The following is a 23,355-nucleotide window of genomic DNA, read 5'->3' on the forward strand; positions in this document are numbered from 1 at the left end:
AAGAACGTTTAGAAAATGAGTAGAAAAGATATATCAAATATTAAAATAGCTCAAGATAAAACTTCAGAAGTTAACAGTTACAAACATGAAAGTTTTGTTGCAGGAATAGCACCCAATCTTAGAGGACCGTATTCAACCATGTATGTTCGAAGACCCTGGACTATTCGTCAATATGCAGGTTTCTCAACAGCAGAAGAAAGTAATGCTTTTTATAGAAGAAATTTAGCAGCAGGCCAAAAAGGATTATCTGTTGCTTTTGACCTAGCAACACATCGTGGATATGATTCTGATCATGAACGTGTACAAGGTGATGTAGGAAAAGCTGGAGTGGCAATTGACTCAGTTGAAGACATGAAGGTGTTATTTAACCAAATACCTTTGGATAAAATGTCTGTTTCAATGACCATGAACGGAGCTGTTTTACCTATACTCGCATTCTATATTGTTGCTGCTGAAGAACAAGGTGTTGCTCCTGAATTATTATCTGGAACTATTCAAAATGACATATTAAAAGAGTTCATGGTGCGAAATACTTATATCTACCCACCTACTCCTTCTATGAAAATAATTGCTGATATATTTAAATATACCAGTGACAACATGCCTAAATTTAATTCAATTTCAATCTCAGGATACCACATGCAAGAAGCTGGTGCTACTCCTGATATTGAATTAGCTTATACATTAGCTGACGGATTAGAATACATAAAAAAAGGATTAGAGGCAGGTATGGACATTGACACTTTTGCCCCACGCCTTTCTTTTTTCTGGGCAATTGGAATGAATCATTTCATGGAAATAGCCAAAATGAGAGCTGGTAGAATGCTATGGGCTAAAATTGTAAAACAATTCAACCCTAAAAATCCAAAATCATTAGCTTTAAGAACTCACTGCCAAACAAGTGGTTGGAGCTTAACAGAACAAGACCCATTTAACAATGTTGCCAGAACAACTATTGAAGCAATGGCCGCAGCTTTTGGAGGTACACAAAGCTTACACACTAATGCACTAGATGAAGCTATTGCTTTACCAACTGATTTTTCTGCTAGGATTGCCAGAAACACTCAAATATACCTACAACAAGAAACCAATATTACAAAAACCGTTGATCCTTGGGCAGGAAGCTATCATGTAGAAAAACTTACCGAAGACATTGCTGATAAAGCATGGAAACTCATGCAAGAAGTTGAAGAACTTGGAGGCATGACCAAAGCAATTGAGAAAGGAATCCCTAAAATGCGTATTGAAGAAGCTGCTGCTAAAAAACAAGCAAAAATTGACAGCAATCAAGATGTAATCGTAGGAGTAAACAAATACCAACTAGAAGAGGAAGACCCTTTACACATATTAGAGGTCGACAACGAAGCAGTTAGACAATCACAAATAGAACGCTTAAATAGCTTAAAAGCTAACAGAAACGAAGAAGCTGTAAAAAAATCACTAGAAAACATAACTCAATGCTCTAAAGATGGACTTGGGAATCTATTAGACCTAGCCGTTAAAGCAGCAAGAAATAGAGCTACTTTGGGTGAAATATCTGATGCTATGGAAAGCGTTTTCGGACGTCATAAAGCAGTACATAAAACCATATCTGGCGTGTATAGTAAAGAAATAAAGGATGACAAATTATTTAAAAAAGCTATTGAATTAGCCGATAATTTTTCTGAATTAGAAGGTCGTAGACCAAGAATTATGATAGCAAAATTAGGTCAAGATGGTCATGATCGTGGCGCAAAAGTTGTTGCTACAGGATACGCTGACTTAGGTTTTGATGTAGATATAGGCCCACTATTTCAAACACCAATAGAAGCCACTAAACAAGCTATTGAAAATGATGTACATATTTTAGGAATTTCTTCATTAGCCGCTGGTCACAAAACACTAGTTCCACAAGTAATTGCAGAATTAAAAAAATACGGTCGTGAAGATATTATGGTTATTGTAGGCGGTGTAATTCCCGCACAAGATTATGAGTTTTTATTTGAAGCTGGAGCCGTAGGTGTTTTTGGTCCTGGAACCAAAATTGCTCAAGCCGCTATAGATATGCTTACCATACTTATTGACAGTATAGAAGAATAAAAAATACACCAATAGCCCTATTTATTTAGCACTACATAATAAATAGGGCTGTTAGGTTTTATATCAGCATGCTACTTATTAAAATATTATTACTTATTTTTAAATGAGTATCTCTTCAATTTTAAAACGTCTTTTTTTTATCTCTAAACGTCTTTTTCTCTAGGTTACTTTCACTAAAATTACATTAAAAATAAAATTGATTTTGTAATGTATTCGAATTTCGTAACCTTGCTAGAAAAAATATCTTCAATCACAACACCTTTATTATTTATTGTAATAATAATTGAACTAACATTTCTTTTTATTGGAAAAAGAATAAAACTAAAAAAAGAAAGTCTTGTTAGCTTTTTATCTCTAGTGATTGGAACAATACCCTACTTACTCTTTTATGCTTCTTTAGAACTAAACATAATGATATGGTTTTATGAAAACATAAGCCTTTGGACACTTAGCAACCAATGGTATATATGGTTATTATGTTTTTTATCCTATGATTTCCTATGGTGGGCAGTCCATTATGCTGGACATAAAGTCAGAATTCTTTGGTGTATACACGGAGTTCATCATACCCCAAAAGAAATGAATATGAGTGTTGCTATTAGAGGTTCTCTTTTTGATTTTTTTCAATACTTTCACATATTAGTATGGCTACCAATCATAGGTTTAAATCCATATATGATATTAACTGTAGATGTTATATCTCGATTATACGGTGTTTTCACCCATATAAACGAAACGAAATTTAGAAAAACCCCACTACTAAATAAACTACTTATTACTCCAATGTTACATAGGGTTCATCATTCAAGTAACTCCATTTACCTTGACACTAACTTTTCAAATGTTTTTTCAATATGGGATAGGCTATTCAACACCTATCAAGAAGAATTAGATACCATTAAACCAATTTACGGTATTACTGAAAGTGAGAGTAAATCAATCAATACAGAAAACGTTTTTAGCAGCCAATTTGGGCTTTTAAAAGATTTATTTCATGACATAAGATCCACTCCAAGTATAAAAAACAAAATAAAATTTTTATTTATGCCTCCCGACTGGAAACCATCATCTAGCGCTAGAAAAAACACATATCAACATCAAATATGATTTACTTTTAAATCAAGCTAACAATTAAAAATAAGCTATCTTTTTATATTTAATAAAAGTAAAAACAAAATATATAGTATTTTATTACTCTTGTTTTCTAACTTTGTGTTTTAACAATTTCGGCAAATGTCTTTTTCAAAGTCAAATACCGTTTTAATAATTTTCTTCAAATGAAAATTCAATTTATTGATAGAAAAACAGGTGAAACGCATACTGAAACTCCACCTGGCGAAGGTTTTTTAAAACTATTATACAATAATCCTTTTGGTAAAATTGCTCTACTACCTTTAGCAAAACGAAAGTTTTTATCTTCTTGGTACGGGAAACTCATGAGTAAACCAAACTCTATCAACAAAATAAAAGGCTTTGTAAAAGAGTTAAACATAAACATGGACGAAGCAGAAAAATCTATAGAAGACTACACCTCTTTTAATGATTTTTTCTACAGAAAACTTAAAAAAAGCGCCAGACCTATCGAAAGTGATTTTATATCTCCTGGAGATGGTAAAATGTTAGCATTTGAAAATATTTCTGACGTACATAACTTTTTTATTAAAGGTAGAAAATTTACTTTAGAAGAATTTCTAGGAGATAAGACACTCGCTAAAGAATATAAAAACTCTTCCTTAATTATTTTACGACTAGCTCCAAATGATTATCACAGGTATCATTTCCCTTATGAAGGAACTCCTTCTAAAATGACAAAAATAAAAGGTGACTACTTTTCTGTTTCTCCTTATGCTTTAGCTTCAAATTTCACGAAAGTTTTTTGTGAAAATAAACGAGAGTACTGTATTCTTAAAACTAAAGAAAAAGGAAATATAGTAGTAGCTCCAGTTGGTGCAACTATGGTTGGAAGTATTATAGATACTTACAAACCTAACACGCAAATACAAAAAGGAGAAGAAATGGGATACTTTGCTTTTGGAGGTTCTACCATCGTTTTATTAGTTGATAAAAACAAACTAAAAATAGATAATGACATTATAAATAACACTAAAAATCATATAGAAACATTTGTTAAAATGGGAGAAAAAATAGGCAAATAACTCATCAAAAACTTTAACAAAACTTCTCTCTTAAAAATGATTCAAATCATAATGTTGTTCAATCATTAATACGTAAATTTGCTAAGTTTTACACTTATCAGATTTACAGATGAAGAAAATCTTAAATATCCTCTATTCTACACGTTTAACAGCTGTGTTATTTCTCGTATTTGCCGTAGCAATGGCAGTTGCTACTTTTGTTGAAAATGATTTTGGAACGCAAACATCGAAAGCACTTATATATAACACTTGGTGGTTCGAAGTTATCATGATCTTTTTTGCTATTAACTTTTTTGGAAACATCTTTAGATATCGTCTATATAAAAAGGAAAAATGGTCTGTTTTATTATTTCATGTTGCCTTTTTATTTATTATAATCGGTGCTGGTATTACTCGTTATATTAGTTATGAGGGAATTATGATTATTGATGAAGGTGAGTCTACCGATACATTCTACTCTGAAACAAATTATTTAAATGTAGTTGTTGATAATAATGAGTTTCAAAAAACAACAGCAAATAAATTATTACTTTCTGCTTGGGGTAAAAACTCAGCAAGTTTTACAGAAACTTTTCAACCTAAAAAAGCTGGAAAAGAACATAAAATAGAACTTAATTTGGTTAATTACATACCTTGGTCTGAAAGTAAATTAGTTTTAGATAAAAATGGAACCGAACACTTATTTTTTGTAGAAAGCTCAAGTGGTAGCAGACATGAGCATTATATAAAGAGAGGTACTATACAAAACATACATAATATTTTAGTAGGTTTTGAAGCTCCAAACAACAACGCTTCTATTAACTTTTTTTATGAAGATAACAATTTAAAACTAACATCAAAAAACGATGGTGACTGGTTAAGAATGGCTGATCAGAAACGTGGTAAAATAGTAAAAGATAGTACTCAAAATTTTCAACTACTAACATTGCATACAATTAATGGAATGCAGTTCGTAGTTCCAAAATCTCCAGAAAAAGGAGAAATGAAAACTGTTAGTGGGAAAAAAGATCCGAAAAAATATGACACAGTTATTTTTGATGTATCGGTTAATGGAGAAACAAAAAGAGTGAATTTTTATGGTGGTCAATACAATGTCGACAATCAAGAAAACTTTAGTATCGGTGGTTTAAATTTTAGAGCATGGTATGGTGCAAAACAATTACAAACCCCTTTTAAAGTTAAATTAAACGACTTTCAACTAGAAAAATATCCAGGATCAGAAAGTGCAGCTGCCTATGGTAGTGAGATAACTGTTATTACGCCAAAAGAAACTTTTGATTTTAGAATTTTTATGAATCATATTTTAGATTATAAAGGGTATAAACTTTTTCAATCAAGTTATAAAATAGAAGAAGATAAAGAACAAACTCATTTATCTGTAAATCATGATTTTTGGGGAACTTGGGTTTCTTATATCGGATACTTTTTATTGTTTTTTGGTTTAATTGCTTCCTTATTTTCAAAGAATACTCGTTTTGATTATTTAAAGAACTCTTTAAAAAAGGTTCAAAAGAAAAAACTTACAATGTTTATTGTATTTGTTTTCCTTTTAACAAATACAATAAACGCTCAGCAACACAGTCAACATAAAAAACTTTCTAATCAACAAATAGATAGTATTTTATCTGCAAACAAAGTTGATAAAAAACATGCTAAATCTTTCAGTAAATTAGTTATACAGGATGCTGGAGGAAGAATGAAACCTGCACATACTTTTGCTTCTGAATTGATTAGAAAAGTAGCACAAACTGAAAGCTTTAAAGGCATGACACCAAGTCAAGTTTTATTATCTATTGCTGAAAGCCCAAGGTTTTGGTTTGAAGTACCTGTAATTTATTTAGCTAAATCTGCTAATAAAGATATTCGTGAAGTTTTAGGTTTACCAGAAGATGCTAAATATGCAAGATTATCAGATTTTGTTACAGCAACTGGAGAATATAAAATTAAAGCAGCTGTAGAAGAATCTCAAAAAACAAAAATTAAAAATAAATTCCAAACAGATTTAATCAAAATTGATAGAAGGGTTGGATTACTGTATAGTGCAATTGGTGGTGGAATTTTAAAAATCTATCCAATTCCTGGTGATGAAAACAATAAATGGGTTTCTCAACCAGAAACATTACATGCCGGTTTTAAAGGAACAGATTCAGTTTTTGTACGTCAATCTTTGCCTGTTTATTTAAAACTCCTACAAGCTTCAAAAAAATCTGGAAACTACACAGAAACCAATAAAATTTTAGACGGAATTAAAAAGTTTCAAAAAAAATATGGAGCAGAAGTTATTCCTTCAGAAGACAAAGTAGATTTAGAGATTATTTATAATAATATTAATATTTTTCAAAAGCTATCAAGATACTATGCTCTTGTTGGTCTTTTACTAGTTTTATTTGTGATTTTACAAATCTTCTATAATAAATCAAAAGTTTTAAATTATACAATAAAAGGATTCATTGGTTTAGCAATTTTACTATTTATTTTTCATGTTGTTGGTTTAGGTATGCGTTGGTACATAAGCGGGAATGCACCTTGGAGTAACGCATATGAAAGCTTAATATTTGTTGCTTTTGCTACCATGTTATTTGGCTTATTGTTGGGTAAGAAATCTGCATTAACTATTGGAGCTAGTACATTTTTAGTTTCTGTTATTTTAATGTTTGCTGGTCAAAACTGGATAGATCCAGAAATTGCTAATTTACAACCAGTATTAAATTCTTGGTGGTTATTGGTTCATACTTCTATAATTGTTTCAGCTTATGGTCCATTTGGACTAGGAATGATTTTAGGTATTGTTACTTTATTCTTAATGGTATTTACTAACAAAAAGAATAAAAAGAAAATGGATTTACACATAAAAGAGTTAACCATTATTAATGAAATGGCTATAACTGTTGGTCTTATATTATTTACTGTTGGAAATTTCCTAGGCGGTATGTGGGCAAATGAAAGTTGGGGACGTTATTGGGGCTGGGACCCAAAAGAAACTTGGGCTTTAATATCTATTATGGTATATGCTTTTGTATTACATATGCGTTTAATACCTGGTTTACGTGGAAGATTTACCTTTAATTTATGGTCTGTTATTGCATTTTACTCAGTTATGATGACCTATATGGGTGTGAATTTCTATCTTTCTGGACTACACTCATATGCTAGTGGAGATAAGGTAATTACACCAACATCAGTATATTTATCTATAGCTTTTGTTTCTTTATTAGGAGTTATTGCATGGTTTAAAAATCAAAAATTTTACAAGAAGTAAAAACATTTTCATAAAAAATGTACTTTTGCTCATCATTAAAAAAGAATTATATTCAATTATGTTTAATAAAAATATCAAATTAGTTTTAGCTGCTTTAATAACAATATGGTCTGTATATGAGTTTACTCAAGGACATATTATGAATGGAATTTCTATACTACTATTAGCGGGTATTTTTATTTTATTCTATTTTAAAAACGAATTTATTTTATTAGCTTTTTTACAATTACGTAAACAAAATTTTGAAGGCGCTAAAAAGTGGTTAACTTATATTAAAAACCCTTCATCTGCATTAATTCAAAAGCAGGAAGGATATTATAACTATCTTCACGGTATTATGCTTTCTCAAACTAATATTACACAAGCTGAGAAATTCTTAAAAAAAGCCGTTAAATTAGGTTTAGCTATGGATCATGACTTAGCTATGGCTAAATTGCAATTAGCAGGAATAGCAATGACTAAAAGACGCAAACGTGAAGCTACGAATTTGATGGCTGAAGCGAAAAAATTAGACAAACATGGAATGTTAAAAGAACAAATGCAAATGATGAAACAGCAGATGAAAAAAATCTAGTGATTGATCATTCCCTTTATTAAGTCTAAATTCCCCTCAAAAAGTATTAAATATTAATTTGTAATTTCGTAGATATCTCTACAATATATAAATGATTAAAAATTTATTTCTTAAAATTATAGATAAATACGCTTCTAAGTGGATTGTTTTAACTATTGACATTATATTAATATGTATCTCATTCATATTAGCGTATAGTGTTCGTTTTAACGCAAGTTTAAATTTTAATTTAGAAAGTTTATATATTCAAATTCCTTTTATCGCTATAGTAGCTCTAATAAGTTTCCTAGTAGTTGGATCCTACAGAGGTATTATTAGACATACTGGAACAAGGGATGCATTCAATGTTTTTGTCGGTGTTACATTGCTTTCAATGATCTCAATAAGTATTGTTTTATTAAATAATACCTTTAAAGTTATTCCAAACTTTACAATTCCAAAATCTATTATTATTATTCATTATTTAATTTCTATTTTAATTTTAATAGTTAGTAGATATGTTTTTAAGGCTTTTTTTGAAATAATCTCTTCAGAATTGGATGATATTACTAATGTTTTAATATATGGTGCTGGTGACTCAGGGTTAATAACTTACGGGGCATTAAATAGGGATACTAAAAACAAATACCAAGTTGTTGGATTTATTGATGATGATCGAAAAAAGCTTGGAAAAAAAATAAATAGAATAAAAATTTATGAGAAGAAAAAAATTGATAGTCAATTCATCAAGAAACAAGAAATTGATGAGATTATTATATCTATTCAAAATATAAAATCAGAAAAGCTACTTTATTTAACTGATAAGTTACTTCAATTAGGTGTTAAAGTAAAGATAGTTCCTCCTTTATCAAAATGGATCGATGGGGATTTAGAGGCTAATCAAATTAAACAAGTAAAGATTGAAGATCTTCTAGACAGAAAACCTATTTCAATAGACAATCCTATTGTTAAAAGAGATGTAAACAATAAAGTAATATTGGTAACTGGTGCCGCTGGTTCAATTGGATCAGAAATATCAAGACAACTTAGCACCTATAATAATTATAAACATCTTATTTTAGTTGATCAAGCAGAATCAGCTCTTTATGATCTTCAGCAAGAACTAATACAAAAAAACAAAGGTAACTTTACCGCAATTGTTGCAGATGTAAAAGATAAAATACGAATATCTGATATATTTGAAACTTACAAACCCAATAAAGTATTCCATGCTGCTGCCTATAAACATGTCCCTTTGATGGAAATGAGTCCATATGAAGCTGTAAAAATTAATATTGGAGGAACAAAAAATATAGCTGATTTATCTATAAAACATAAAGTGGAACGTTTCGTTATGGTTTCAACAGATAAAGCAGTTAACCCTACAAACGTAATGGGAGCAACAAAGCGTGTTGCTGAAATGTATATTAGTTGCTTAAGTAATTTAACTAACCACACAACAAAATTCACAACTACTCGTTTTGGTAATGTTCTCGGTTCAAATGGTTCAGTTATCCCATTATTTAAAAAGCAAATTGAAAACGGTGGACCTCTAACTGTTACACATAAAGATATTACTCGTTATTTCATGACTATACCAGAAGCTTGCTGCTTAGTCCTTGAAGCAGGAACTATGGGTAACGGTGGTGAAATTTATATTTTTGACATGGGTAAATCTGTAAAAATATATGACATTGCAAAACGAATGATTCATTTATCAGGATTGCGTTTCCCTGATGATATAGATATAAAAATAGCTGGTTTACGTCCAGGAGAAAAACTTTATGAAGAATTACTTGCAAATGGGGAAAACACGTCTCCTACTTATCATGAAAAAATCATGATTGCAAAAAACCAAGAGATTGACTACAAACATATAAGGCAAAAAATCATAGAATTATGTATCTCAAATGGTGATCATAATAATCAAAAGACTGTACAATTTATAAAAGATATTGTTCCTGAATACATCTCAAAAAATTCGATTTACGAGAAATTAGATTCTACAATCAAAAATTAAATTAGTACTTTCGCAAAAAATTTTCAACAAATGCAAAAAGTAAAAAAAATTGTTTTAACTTTATTTATTACAATTCTTTCATCGTGTGTCTCTAAAAAAGCCATTGTGTATTTTCAAAATGATCAAGTAGAGCAAGCAAAAGTTTCGAATAGTTATAAAACAGTATTCAAACCAGATGATTTACTCCAAATAACTGTATCAGCCTTAGACATTGAAGCTGTAAAGCCTTTTAATCTTCCAGCTGTAACCTACTCAACTACTACAAATAGTGTTATTGGTACCCCTCAACAACAAGCTTATTTAATTGACAATAAAGGATATATTGATTTTCCTTTATTAGGACGTTTAAAAATTGCGGGGTTAACAAGGTCTGAAACTATAAAACTATTGAAAAATAAATTAGATCCTGATTACATAAAGAACCCTACTATTAATATTATAATTTCTAACTTTAAAATAACTGTTTTAGGAGATGTAAAAACACCTGGTTCTTACAAGATACCTAATGAAAGGATAACTGTTTTAGATGCTATAGGATTAGCTGGTGATTTAAATATTTCTGGGATAAGAAATATTGAAGTTAAAAGAGAAGAAGGCAAGAAGATAACCACTTATAAATTAGATTTAAGGTCTAATAAACTTTTCACATCACCTGTTTATTATTTACAACAGAATGATATCGTATACGTCCAACCTAATAAAGCTAAATCACAATCTGCTTCTTATAATCAAAATACTGGTTTATTTATTTCAATAGGATCAATACTTATTTCTTTAATTACTATCCTAACTAGATAATATACTATGGAAAAAGAACAATATACTCATAAAATACAAGATAACGATACAATAAATATTAGAGCTGAATTAGAAAAATATCTTATACATTGGAAATGGTTTGTTTTAGGTTTATTTTTAGCTTTTATTGGAGCTTTTATCTATCTAAGATATTCTACTCCTAAATATAATGCCTCTACAACAATTTTAATTAAGAATGATAAAAAAGGTGGTATTTCTGATGAGCTTGCTGCTTTTGGTGACCTAGGCATTGTTGGTGGTTCTAGTAAAAACATAGATAATGAAATACAAATTTTAAATTCAAGAAAACTTATTTCTGATGTCATAAAAAAAATAAACTTAAATATTACTTATTCTTATGAAGGTCGTATTAAAGAATCAGAATTATACATAAAAAAACCACTTTTAATAACTTTAGACAATACTGAGAAATTAGATACAATATTTTCAATAAAAATTTTATCGAAAGAAAAGTTTGAGTTATTAGATAATAATGAAAATATAATAACTAAAGGAACTTTTGGATTAAAAGTAGAAAAAACAAATTTTGAAAACCTTGTAATTAAAAAAACAAAACATTTTAATCAAGATTATATAAATAACATAATAAAAGTTTCTTTAACGTCTATAGATAAAGTTATAGACTCGTACAAAGGAGCAATATCTATTAGTCCTATCAATAAAAGATCTAGTGTATTAAAACTTTCTTTACAATCTACTATAAAAGAAAAAGCTGAAGATATATTAAATGAATTAGTAAAACAATACAATGTAGATGCTATACATGATAAACAATTAGTATCAGAAAGAACAAGTACATTTATAACTGAAAGACTAAAAAATGTTTCAAAAGAGTTAGCCGCGCTTGATGATAATATTAAAAACTTTAAGAACACTAACAATATTACAGACATACAATCCGAAGCTGAAATAATTCTTCAGACTAGTACAATCAATAGACAAAAGTTAATTGAAGCAAGTACTCAACTTAGCTTAGTTAAAGCTTTGAATGATGAAATTTCTAAAGATGATTTATTACCTTCTAACCTAGGCTTGGAAGATCCTAATTTAGCTATATCTGTTAACGAATACAACAAATTACTTACACAAAAGAAAAGATTATTAAAAAGTGCTGGTAAAAAAAACACAGTTGTGATTGAATTAGAAGATAATATCGAAAATTTAAAATCTTCTCTAAAAAGAAGTTTTTTCAATAGAGAGAAACTATTAAGTATCAATCTTGATAACTTGAAAAGAGAATCTGGTAGAAATAATTCAAAAATATCATCTATACCAACAAAAGAAAGAGAATTTTTAGACATCGCTAGACAACAAGAAATTATAGCAGGTTTATATTCTTATTTATTGAAGAAAAAAGAAGAAACGGCTATATCATTAACAGCAACAGCAGTACCTAATGCTAAGATAATAGATAAAGCTTATGGCTCAAATATACCTGTAAGCCCTAAAAGAAAAATTATTTATCTTGCTGCTTTACTTTTAGGTTTAATTGTTCCTTTTATCTTTATTTATTTAAGAAATTTATTAGACACTAAAGTCCATACCAAAAGAGATATTGAAGAGCTTACTTCTATACCTTTTTTAGGTGATGTACCACATTCAACTACCAAAGAAAAAATTGTTATTAATTCAAGTGCAAGATCTAGTACAGCCGAAGCATTTAGATTAATAAGAACAAATCTTGACTTTATGTTACCTGAGCCAAAAGACAATGTAGGCAAAACAATTTTTGTAACATCTACTACAAGTGGTGAAGGAAAATCATTTACATCGATAAACTTAGCTGCTTCACTTTCTCTTTCAGGTAAGAGGGTTGTTTTGGTTGGTATGGATTTAAGAGCTCCAAAAATTACAGAGTATTTAGAAATCCCTGATCGTAAAGGAATTACTAATTTCATTACTAATGATAGTGTAACATTAGATTCTTTAAAGTTTTCTATTCCTGAAATTCCAAAACTTGATATAATAGCATCAGGAGCTATACCTCCTAATCCTGCTGAATTATTGATGACAGACAGAATCAATAAATTATTTGTAGAATTAAGAAAACAATATGATTATCTTATTATAGATACAGCTCCAGTTAATCTAGTAACTGACACTTTACTTATTTCTAAAAATGCTGATATGGTACTATATGTAACAAGAGCCAACTACCTAGATAAAAGAATGCTTGTAGTTCCACAAACATTATATACAGATAAAAAACTTCCTAACTTAGCTATTGTATTAAATGATACAGATTTAAAAAGAGGTTACGGATATGGATATGGATATGGCTACGGTTACGGTTACGGTATCGCAGATGATGATGATTTACCTTGGTATAAAAAAATATTTAGTTAAAACTAAAAAGGAAGTCTTAAAAAGACTTCCTTTTTTAATTAAAAACCGAGTTGTTTTTAATTAAGTTCTCAACTTGTTTTATTGTTTTTTTATCTCCTATTTTTCTTAACAATTTTAAATGATTATAATGGTGTGTATCTGTACCTACATAATCGTATAAGTTTTCTTTTAATAATTTTTGAGTTATTTTTTGAACACCTTTTCCATATTGCTCCGTTAAAGAAAGTAAATTTAATTGAAATACACATCCAGATTTTTTAAGCTGATAATACTTTTGAAAATCGTTATGATAAAAATTATAACGTTCAGGATGCGCTAAAACAGGTTTGTAACCTTGTAATTGAATCTCAAACAATATATCAAACAAATTATAAGGGGCATTAAAATATGACATTTCAACCAATATAAAATTATCCTTAAGAGTTAGAATATCTTTCTTCTTTAATCGTTCTACAAATTGCTCATCCATCATATATTCAGCAGCAGATCTAAAACTAATATCATTAAAACCTCTAGCTAATAATTCTTTTTTTACAATTTCTGTTTTTTCTAAAATTAACGCTGAAGAATTTGGATAAACATCACCTAAAACATGAGGTGTTGTAACAAAGTTTTTTATTCCATACGAATACATTGTTTTTATTAGCTCTAAAGAATTATCTAAATTTTTAGCACCATCATCAATTCCTGGAAGTAAATGAGAATGTATATCAACAAAATCATCATTAAAAACTTCATTCAAGGGAATTTCTTTTTTTTTTAGGAAAAACATAAAACAACAAAATTTGAAGTGCTAATTTACTACATTATTTTATCTAATTAATAAAACCAAACAGTATAACAAATTTTTGTTCAAAATATATCGTTCATTTATATTTGAAAAAACATTAAATATGATTTTAATTGCTGATGGTGGTTCAACAAAAGTTGATTGGGCATGTATAGATGAAAATAAAAATGAAATTTTTAGAACTCAAACTCAAGGATTAAACCCAAATGTTGTTTCAGCAAACGAATTACATTCCAGAATAATCAATTCTGAAAAGTTAAATATTCATGCAAACTATATTGAGTATATCTATTTTTATGGAGCTGGTTGTGGAACTGAAACTCCAAAAAAACATTTAAATGAAGTTTTAAACTCAATTTTTCGCAAAGCGAATATAACAGTAGATGAAGATATACTAGGAGCAGTATATGCTTCTGCTGGAAAACAAGAAGCTATTGTTTCTATTTTAGGAACTGGTTCTAACAGTTGTTATTTTAATGGATTAAAAACTGAATACTCCTCTCCTTCTCTTGGATATTCTATTATGGATGAAGCTAGTGGTAATTATTTTGGGAAAAAATTACTTAAAGATTTCTTTTATAAAAAAATGCCTAAAAAAATAACTTTTCAATTTAATAGCGATTTTAATTTAAATCCTGACGACATAAAACTTAACTTATACAAGAAAGAAAACCCAAACATGTATTTAGCAACTTTTGCTAAGTTTTTAATAGAAAATAAAAATGAAAAATATGTGAGAAAACTTGTTAGGAAGGGATTTAAGAAGTTCTTTCATTTACATATAAAACAATATAACAAACCTGTTTCAGTTCCTTTGTTTTTTATTGGGTCAATTGCTTATTTTTTCCAAGATATATTACAAGAAATAGCTTTAAAAAACAGCATGCTAATTAAAAACGTTATTCAAAGACCAATAGATGGGTTAATTGACTATCATAAAGAAAATTATTAGAGAAAATCAACTATTCTTTCTAATGCCATCCCTCTAGATCCTTTTATAAAAATAATGGTACCCTCGCTTATTGTTTCACTTTTAATGAACTCTTTTAACTCTAAAAAAGTTTTAAACCTATCTAAATTTGTAGTTACATCAAAGAAGTTTTCTCCTACTAAAATTGTTTTTGCAAAACTAAACCCCTCAGCTTTATTGGCAATTAACTGATGCTCCTTTAAAGCACCGTCTCCAAGTTCAAACATATCTCCTAGAATAACTAATTTTTCACTTCCTACTAATTCATTAAAACTATCCAAAGCATATTCCATACTAGTAGGGTTTGCATTATATGCATCTAATATAATTTTAAACCCTTTTTTATTAATGATTTGAGATCTGTTATTTGAAGGTATATAATTTTCTAGCGCCTTTTTTATATTTAAACTAGAAACCCCTAAAAGTTCACCAATAGTAATTGCTGCTGAAATATTTGAGAAATTATACTTTCCAATTAAATTACTTTTAATAAATATATCATTAAACTCTAACTCAACAAAAGGGGATGCTTTCAAAAAATTAATTGAACTATTAAATAAGACTCTTTTTATATTAGTTGTTTTATCTAGTTGTTTTTCATCATTTGGGTTAACGATAGCTATCTTATTATTTACTTTTAAAAAGTCATACAACTCTGATTTAGCTTTAACAACACCATCAATAGAACCAAAACCTTCTAAATGAGCTTTTCCAAAATTTGTAATATAACCATAATCTGGTCTTGAAATTTCAGATAAAGAAGCAATCTCATTATGATTGTTTGCTCCCATTTCAACAACACCTATCTCAGTATTTAAATTCATTGAGAGTAATGTTAAGGGAACACCAATATGATTGTTTAAATTACCTTTAGTTGCTGTAACATTGTATTTCTGATTAAGTACAGCAGTAATTAATTCTTTAGTTGTTGTTTTACCGTTACTTCCTGTTAACCCTACTATTGGTATCTTTAACTGTTCTCTATGATATCTTCCTAATTCTTGTAAAGTTTCTAAAACATTAGTAACTAAAATTATAGAATCATCAGTTAGGTATTCCTTTTCATCTACTATTGCATAATCAGCCCCTTTACTTAAAGCTTCTTCAGCAAATTTATTCCCATTGAAATTATCTCCTTTTAAAGCAAAAAAAATGGTTCCCTTTCTAATTGATCTTGTATCTGTATCTACTAAAAAATTTTTAGTATATAATTTATATAAGTCCTTAACTGTATTCATAGATTAAAAATAATAAACCTCATTGAAATCAATGAGGTTTACTTACTTTAAATTTAAAAATTTGTTTATTTATTTTTATATCTTGGTGTTGCAGTCTTCTTTCTGTTCATCATCATTGGCCCCATTTTATCAGTAGCACACCTAAATCCTATATAATTTGTAGCCATATACTCTGGGAAGTATCTTCTTTGAGCTGGATCTAACCAATACTCTCTATCAGCCCATGAACCACCTTTAAATACTCTTGATTTATCACTAATTAAAGTTGTTCTTCTTTTAGCATCATACTTAAAGTTATTTACAACTCTACCTAAAGAATCCTTTTCTTCTTCTGGTTTAGTAGGCGAATTATACATTCTAGGAGTACCTGTTAATTGATCTTTGTCTAAGTTGAAAAATTTTGAAGAAGCTTGATCTCCATCTCCTAGATTAGAATTATCAGCTAAATTATAATTTCTTCTCATGTAAGTATCTTCTTTAGTAATTGGAATATACTTAACACTACCAGGTAAATCTTTTGGTATTATTCTTCCACTCTCTAAAGTATCATATTCAACCTCACCTAATTCATCTCCAACAATAACTACTTTACCATCTTCATTTATTAGTTTCTTAGTAAAAATATTACCTCTAAAATAATTAAAATCATTTGCTTCTGCATCAATTATTGGTCTATAAACATCAGAAACCCATTCAGCAACGTTACCAGACATATCGTATAATCCAAAAGCATTTGGAGGGTAACTTCTTACAGCATTAGGAATATCAGATCCATCACTACTCCATCCAGCAATACCACTATAGTTTCCTTTACCTTGTTTAAAGTTGGCTAATTGGTCACCTCTTTGTCTTTTATTTCTATCTCTAGTGTACTTACCGTTCCAAGCATACTTTTTTCTACCTCTTACATTGTTGTATTCTCTATTTTCAAAAATAGCTTTTGCTGCATATTCCCATTCAACTTCAGTTGGTAATCTAAATTTTTGAGCTAAAATACCGTCAGTTGAAGTTACTTGTCTACCAGAAAAAGCACCTTTTGCAGGTTTTGGGTCACCTTTTTTTCTTGGAACAGGTAAACCTTTTTTATAAATTGTTGAATCTCCTTCGAACAATGCATAAGGGTTTGTTAAATAAGTATCTGTATCAAAATTATTTTTTCCTTTAAAAGATAAAGAATCTTCTTTAAAAATATTTTTAATAATTCCTTTATCCATTAAGATCTTTAAGTTAACAGCGTTTGTACGCCATTTACAATATTTATTTGCTTGAATCCAGCTAACACCAACAACTGGGTATTCAGCATAAGATGGGTGTCTTAAATAACTTTCAGATAATAAATTTGTATTCCCTAATCCTTTTCTCCATACTAGAGTATCAGGTAAAATAGAAGTATAAATATGTTTATATTGATTTTCTTCTGGAGGAAATATATCTTTTGTATACTGCATAAACAATCCATATTCTGAATTTGTTACTTCAGTTTCATCCATATAAAATGAACGCACATGCATTTGTCTTGGTGTAGTATTCCAATCAAACATTACATCATCTTGCACCAATCCCATAGTAAAGGTACCACCTTCTATATGAACCATTCCTGGAGGAGCATTGTTTCCTTCTTTATACTTTCCTTTAAGGTAACCACCGTAATTAGGATCGTTAAAGTTCCATCCAGTTAGGGAAGACTGACCTGAACCACCACCTCTTCTACTACTACAAGAGGTAATAAACAATCCAATGATTAGTAATAAACTAAATAATTTTAACGTACTTTTCATGTATTTTTAACTATTTTTAAGGGTGTGGCAATTTACAATATTTATAACTTCTAACAAGAAAATTTACTTATCTTTTAAAAATAAATTGGTTAGAAACATTGTCATTGCTAGTCTTCAAACGACACTTTTTAAACTTTATTATTACGAAACTAAGAAAAAGATTAAAATAAGTAACATTAAAATTCGTTATTTTGTAACGAATTATGAAAAAAAATATATTTCTTTTTTGTTTACTTTTCTCTGTTTGGGGATTTAGTCAGTCAAAATCAGTATTATCTGAAGGAACTTGGTATAAATTTTCAATAGATACCACAGGGGTTTTTAAAATTGACGCTAACTTTTTAAATCAACTCGGAATTAATCCTAATTCTGTTAATCCTAAATATATAAAAATTTTTGGAAACGGTGGCAATATGCTTCCTCAAAAAAATAATGCTACACGTTATAATGATTTACAAGAAAACAGTATTTATGTTCATGGTGAAAATGACGGTATCTTTAACAATGATGATTATATCTTATTTTATGGTAAAGGTCCTGATGGATGGCTAACTGACCCTATAACTTCTTCCGCTTCTCATCAAAAAAACATATATACCGATAAGTCTTATTATTTTCTAACCATAGGAAATGCAAATGGTAAAAGAATAAATAATAAAGCGCAACCAACATCTGCCAGTATTAAAACAATTACGGCTTTTGATGATTATACTTTTTACGAAAAAGAAGAGAAAAACCTTTTTGCAGTAGGTAGAAAATGGTTTGGTGAAGATTTTAGTTTTGAAAACACACAGAACTTTAAAATTCCTTTCCAAAATCAACTTCCAAATAGCGATATAACAATAAATGTTAGTGCAGTAACTATTTCTTCGTTAAACTCTTCAATGACAATAACTGCTAATAGCAGTAACTTAACAACATTAAACTTCCCTCCTGTTTCTAGTTCAAGTATTAGCTCACTTGCCATGCAAAGAACAGGTCAAGGCATTATAAAAAGTAACTCTAACAATATAATAGACATCTCTATAAACTACAATAACAATGGTTTACCATCAGCTAAAGCATATTTAGATTATATTGAAATCATTGGAAAAAAAGAATTAAAAGCTGACAATAAACAATTTTCTTTCAGAAGTTTTGAGGCTAGTAATACAACTGGTATTATAGAATATCAAATTCAAAACTCAAGTAATATAAACTTTCTTTGGAACGTTACAAATCATACTTCTCCTGAGAATATTGAAAATATAGCCACTGGGAATTCGTTTATTTTTAAGGCTAACGGAGGCACTTTAGAAGAATTTGTTTTAGTAAATACTTCTAATGCATATGAACCAAAAATAGAAGAAAACTTCAATATTGAAAATCAAAATTTGCATGCTTTAAAAGACATTCAATATCTAATTATAACAAATAATAATTTATTGAATGAAGCACAAAGACTTGCTGATTATCACACTAATAATTCAAATTTATCAAGTAAAGTTGTTCCCCTTAACAAAATATATAATGAATTTTCTTCAGGCTCACCAGATATAACAGGAATTAGAGATTTTATTAAATACCTATACGACAATTCATCAATAAATAAGAAATTAACATATGTATGTTTTTTTGGAGATTCTTCATATGATTATAAAAATAGAATTAACAACAATAATAATATAGTTCCTACTTTTCATGCTACTCAAAGTTTCGACTTAGTATCTTCTTTTGTTACTGACGATTATTATGTAATGCTAGAGCCTAACGATGGTGAAATGTTAATTTCCGATACTGTTGAAATAGCAACTGGAAGAATACCAGTAACAACTATTCAAGAAGCAAAAAATGTTATTGATAAAATTTTAAGTTATTACAATACTGACTCTTTTGGTGATTGGCGAAATACAATTACATTACTTGCAGATGACATTGATCAAGATGCAGATAAAACCTTACAATCAGGCTTGGAAGAGGTCGCTGACTCCATAAAGAAGTATAAACCTTTTTTCAATATTAATAAATTATATGCCGATGCTTTTAAACAAGAAAACTCATCAGGTGGTGAACGTTATCCTCAAGTAAAAAATGCAGTTAGTAACACTATTGAAAATGGAACACTTGTATTTGATTATTTTGGACATGGAGGTGAAGATGGTTTAGCTGATGAACGTCTTTTAGAAATCCCACAAATTGAAGCTTTAAATAATCTAAAAAAATTACCTCTATTTATTACTGTTACTTGTGAATTTTCAAGATTTGACAATCCTTTAAGAGATACTGCTGGAGAAAAACTATTTTTAAATAAAAATGGTGGTGCTGTAAGTATGATTACTACTACTCGAGATGTTTTTATTTCTTTAGGGGAACAATTTAACAAAGAACTTACTAAACATGTACTAAGTTTTGATAATTCTAACAGCTCTATTGCTCAAAACTTAATAAAAGCTAAAAATACTACATCCAGTAACCAAAAGTTTTTCATATACTTTTTTGGTGATCCTGCTATGAAATTAGCGATTCCAAAGCCTAATGTGAGAATAACAAAAATGAACGATAAAGACATTACTAGTTCTATAGACACTTTAAAAGCCTTATCTAAAGTTTCGTTTGAAGGTGTTGTTACTAATAATTCAAATACTATTTTATCTAATTTCAATGGAGTATTATCAACTGTTATATTTGATAAATCGATAAACAAACAAACTTTAGATAATGATGGATTTGGTGTCATTAACACTTTTGACTCACAAGAAAGTAAACTATTTAGAGGGAAATCATCAGTAAAAAACGGTCGTTTTAAATTTGAATTTATCGTTCCTAAGGATATTAAAATAGCCTATGGAAAAGGAAAAATAAGCATGTATGCTAATGATAATAGTACCGATAAAGGAGGTGCTAACTTTGATGTAACTGTTGGTGGAATAAATCAAAATGCCCCTGAAGACACTACTGGACCTGAACTACAATCATTTATGAATGATGAATCTTTTATTGATGGAGGAAACACAAATGCTTCTCCTAATTTAATTATAAAACTTTCAGATATAAGTGGGATAAATACATCTATCACTGCTGTAGATCATGATATTGTTGCCATTTTAGACGGAAATGAGTCTGAACCATTTGTTTTAAACGACTACTACCAAACCGAATTAGATGACTTTACAAAAGGTAAAGTTTCTTACAAACTTAGAAATCTATCTACAGGACCACATACTTTAAAAATAAAAGCGTGGGACACTTACAATAATTCATCTGAGACTACGTTAAACTTTGTGGTTGTAAATGATGCTGGACTTACCTTAACTAATGTTTTAAACTATCCTAATCCATTTGTTAATTATACGGAGTTTTGGTTTAACCACAACAAACCCAATGAGCCACTAGAGGTTCAAGTTCAAATATTTACAGTTTCAGGAAAACTAGTTAAATCAATTAACAAGCTTTCTCAAACAACAGGTAATTTATCAAGAAATATAACATGGAATGGGTTAGATGATTTTGGTAACAAATTAGGTAAAGGTGTTTATGTTTATAAACTAAAAGTTAAATCAACCGTAACAAATATAGTATCAGAAAAATACGAAAAATTAGTAATACTTTAATAAATACTAAAATTATATATTTGCAATATCAACAATTAAACTATAAATGAAAAAATTAACTATCCTTCTATTATTTTTAGCCGTTGCTTTCAAAGCACAAGCTCAAGGTATAACTACAGCAACTCCATTTTTATTAATAACCTCAGATGCACGTGCAGGTGGTATGGGAGATATTGGTGTAGCTACATCATCCGATGCATTTTCTATTTTTCATAATGCAGCAAAAACAGCATTTAATGAAAATCAAATAAGTATTGGTTTAAACTATACTCCTTGGCTTAGAAATTTAACTGATGATATTTTTGCTGGTAATCTTTCTTATGTTAACAGATTTAAAGAAAATGCCGCTTGGGGTGTAGATGTAAAATACTTTTCTTTAGGTAAAATTGAATTAACTGATTTATCAGGTGGTTCATTAGGTTCAATAAACCCTAGTGAATTTGCAATTACAGGTATCTATTCTCTTAAACTTAGTGAAACATTTTCTATGGGAGTTGGTTTAAAGTACATAAACTCAAACCTAGATGTTTCTAGCAATTTAAAAGTTGTAAACTCTTTTGCTGTAGATGTATCTGCATACTATCGTTCAGAAGAAGAAAATTATGGTAGTTTTAACGGGCGTTATCGTTTAGGAGTTAATGTTGCTAATATTGGTCCAAAAGTAGAGTATACAGATGGTGTTCAAAGTTTTATCCCTACCAATTTCAAGTTAGGTGGTGGTTTTGACTTCATCTTTGATGACTACAATTTATTAGGATTAAATTTTGAGGTAACAAAGTTATTAGTTCCAACAAGTCCTAACTCGACTAGAGGTTGGTTTGAAGGAATGTTCACCTCATTAGGTGATAGAAGTTTTAGTGAAGAATTAAAAGAGGTGACTTGGGCTTTAGGAGCTGAGTATTTGTATAATAAAGCTTTTGCTTTAAGAGCTGGTTATTTTCATGAAAGTGAAGAAAAAGGGCAACGTCAATACTTTACAATGGGAGCTGGTTTTAAAGCCAAAGCTTTTTCATTAGATCTTTCATATTTGATGAATGCTTCTGATGTTAATAACCCTTTAGAAAACACATTACGTTTCTCTTTATCATTTGATTTAGGTGAAATATATGACGACTATTAAAACTCAGTTTTTTTTTAGTAATTTCGTATAAAATATATAAGCTGTCTTCATAAGACAGCTTTTTTTGACTCAAATAAAATATGAAAAAAATAGATATTTCTTCTACTGCTACTATTTTTGATACTATTTCTCAATTATCAGAAGAAGATGCTTCGTTACTACAAAAAGCAATAGAAGCACGTAAAAAAGCTTATGCTCCTTATTCAAAATTTAATGTTGGAGCTGCTATATTACTCGATAACGATAAAATAATAACAGGTAACAATCAAGAAAGTGCCGCTTACCCGTCAGGGATGTGTGCTGAAAGAGTTGCTATATGGAAAGCTGGTTCTGAATATCCAAATATGATAGTTAAAAAAATAGCTATTACTGCAGCCTCAAGTATTACCAAAGTTAATAAACCAGTTGGCCCTTGTGGAGCGTGTAGACAAACGTTGTCAGAATATGAAATTAATCAAAAACAACCTATAGAAATTTTATTTACTGGAGAAACAGGCGCTATTGTAAAAACAGAATCGTTATTATCTCTATTACCATTTTCTTTTGATAGCTCATATCTATAATTTTCAATATCTATTTTTATTAAAATCGTAAAAAACTTAAAATATCTTTCAATAACAACCGTAAAGTAAGATAA

The 23,355-nt window shown here is 29.2% G+C and carries 15 protein-coding genes; 12 read left to right on the plus strand and 3 right to left on the minus strand.

Annotation, left to right across the window (positions count from 1 at the left end):
- Positions 1-15: 15 nt before the first annotated feature.
- From scpA to BLV71_RS03305, 8 genes are all read left to right on the plus strand, one after another.
- Complete coding sequence (gene scpA, locus BLV71_RS03270) at positions 16-2,079, plus strand: methylmalonyl-CoA mutase (protein ID WP_093869149.1); 2,064 nt, start codon at positions 16-18, stop codon at positions 2,077-2,079.
- A 207-nt stretch (positions 2,080-2,286) separates the two neighbouring features.
- Complete coding sequence (locus tag BLV71_RS03275) at positions 2,287-3,186, plus strand: sterol desaturase family protein (protein ID WP_093869150.1); 900 nt, start codon at positions 2,287-2,289, stop codon at positions 3,184-3,186.
- Between the two features lie 170 nt (positions 3,187-3,356).
- A complete protein-coding gene (locus tag BLV71_RS03280; RefSeq protein WP_093869151.1) occupies positions 3,357-4,235 on the plus strand; it encodes a phosphatidylserine decarboxylase in 879 nt (292 codons plus the stop codon).
- A gap of 109 nt (positions 4,236-4,344) precedes the next feature.
- Positions 4,345-7,494 carry a cytochrome c biogenesis protein CcsA gene (ccsA, locus tag BLV71_RS03285; RefSeq protein ID WP_093869152.1) on the plus strand — a complete coding sequence of 1,050 codons (3,150 nt, stop codon included), beginning with the start codon at positions 4,345-4,347 and terminating at the stop codon, positions 7,492-7,494.
- Positions 7,495-7,552: 58 nt separating this feature from the next.
- On the plus strand, positions 7,553-8,068 hold the full coding sequence (locus BLV71_RS03290) for a hypothetical protein (RefSeq protein ID WP_093869230.1): 516 nt from the start codon (positions 7,553-7,555) through the stop codon (positions 8,066-8,068).
- A 91-nt stretch (positions 8,069-8,159) separates the two neighbouring features.
- Entirely contained in the window at positions 8,160-10,067 is a 1,908-nt protein-coding gene (locus BLV71_RS03295) for a polysaccharide biosynthesis protein (protein WP_093869153.1), read from the plus strand.
- 30 nt (positions 10,068-10,097) lie between these two features.
- The gene (locus tag BLV71_RS03300) at positions 10,098-10,865 is read left to right on the plus strand and encodes a polysaccharide biosynthesis/export family protein (RefSeq protein ID WP_093869154.1); all 768 of its coding nucleotides are present in this window, start codon (positions 10,098-10,100) and stop codon (positions 10,863-10,865) included.
- Between the two features lie 6 nt (positions 10,866-10,871).
- Complete coding sequence (locus BLV71_RS03305) at positions 10,872-13,232, plus strand: GumC family protein (protein ID WP_093869155.1); 2,361 nt, start codon at positions 10,872-10,874, stop codon at positions 13,230-13,232.
- A gap of 34 nt (positions 13,233-13,266) precedes the next feature.
- On the opposite strand, the gene BLV71_RS03310 is transcribed toward BLV71_RS03305, so the two are convergent.
- Entirely contained in the window at positions 13,267-14,004 is a 738-nt protein-coding gene (locus tag BLV71_RS03310) for a tyrosine-protein phosphatase (RefSeq protein ID WP_093869156.1), read from the minus strand.
- A gap of 121 nt (positions 14,005-14,125) precedes the next feature.
- Between BLV71_RS03310 and BLV71_RS03315 the strand changes: the two genes are divergently transcribed.
- A complete protein-coding gene (locus tag BLV71_RS03315; protein WP_093869157.1) occupies positions 14,126-14,974 on the plus strand; it encodes an N-acetylglucosamine kinase in 849 nt (282 codons plus the stop codon).
- On the opposite strand, the gene murF is transcribed toward BLV71_RS03315, so the two are convergent.
- Positions 14,971-16,230: a UDP-N-acetylmuramoyl-tripeptide--D-alanyl-D-alanine ligase gene (murF, locus tag BLV71_RS03320; protein WP_093869158.1), complete on the minus strand. Its 1,260-nt coding sequence runs from the start codon at positions 16,228-16,230 to the stop codon at positions 14,971-14,973. The two genes, BLV71_RS03315 and murF, sit on opposite strands and share 4 nt — an antisense overlap.
- Positions 16,231-16,295: 65 nt before the next feature.
- Positions 16,296-18,008 (minus strand): gliding motility lipoprotein GldJ, encoded by a 1,713-nt coding sequence (gldJ, locus tag BLV71_RS03325; protein ID WP_093869159.1) that lies wholly within the window; start codon positions 18,006-18,008, stop codon positions 16,296-16,298.
- Between the two features lie 203 nt (positions 18,009-18,211).
- Between gldJ and porU the strand changes: the two genes are divergently transcribed.
- The 3 genes from porU (at position 18,212) to cdd (ending at position 23,281) form a co-directional block, all read left to right on the plus strand.
- The gene (gene porU / locus BLV71_RS03330) at positions 18,212-21,598 is read left to right on the plus strand and encodes a type IX secretion system sortase PorU (protein ID WP_093869160.1); all 3,387 of its coding nucleotides are present in this window, start codon (positions 18,212-18,214) and stop codon (positions 21,596-21,598) included.
- Between the two features lie 46 nt (positions 21,599-21,644).
- On the plus strand, positions 21,645-22,718 hold the full coding sequence (gene porV / locus BLV71_RS03335) for a type IX secretion system outer membrane channel protein PorV (protein ID WP_093869161.1): 1,074 nt from the start codon (positions 21,645-21,647) through the stop codon (positions 22,716-22,718).
- A gap of 80 nt (positions 22,719-22,798) precedes the next feature.
- The gene (gene cdd, locus BLV71_RS03340; protein WP_093869162.1) at positions 22,799-23,281 is read left to right on the plus strand and encodes a cytidine deaminase; all 483 of its coding nucleotides are present in this window, start codon (positions 22,799-22,801) and stop codon (positions 23,279-23,281) included.
- Positions 23,282-23,355: the final 74 nt, after the last annotated feature.

The organism is Tenacibaculum sp. MAR_2010_89, from assembly GCF_900105985.1.
Classification (GTDB): domain Bacteria; phylum Bacteroidota; class Bacteroidia; order Flavobacteriales; family Flavobacteriaceae; genus Polaribacter; species Polaribacter halocynthiae.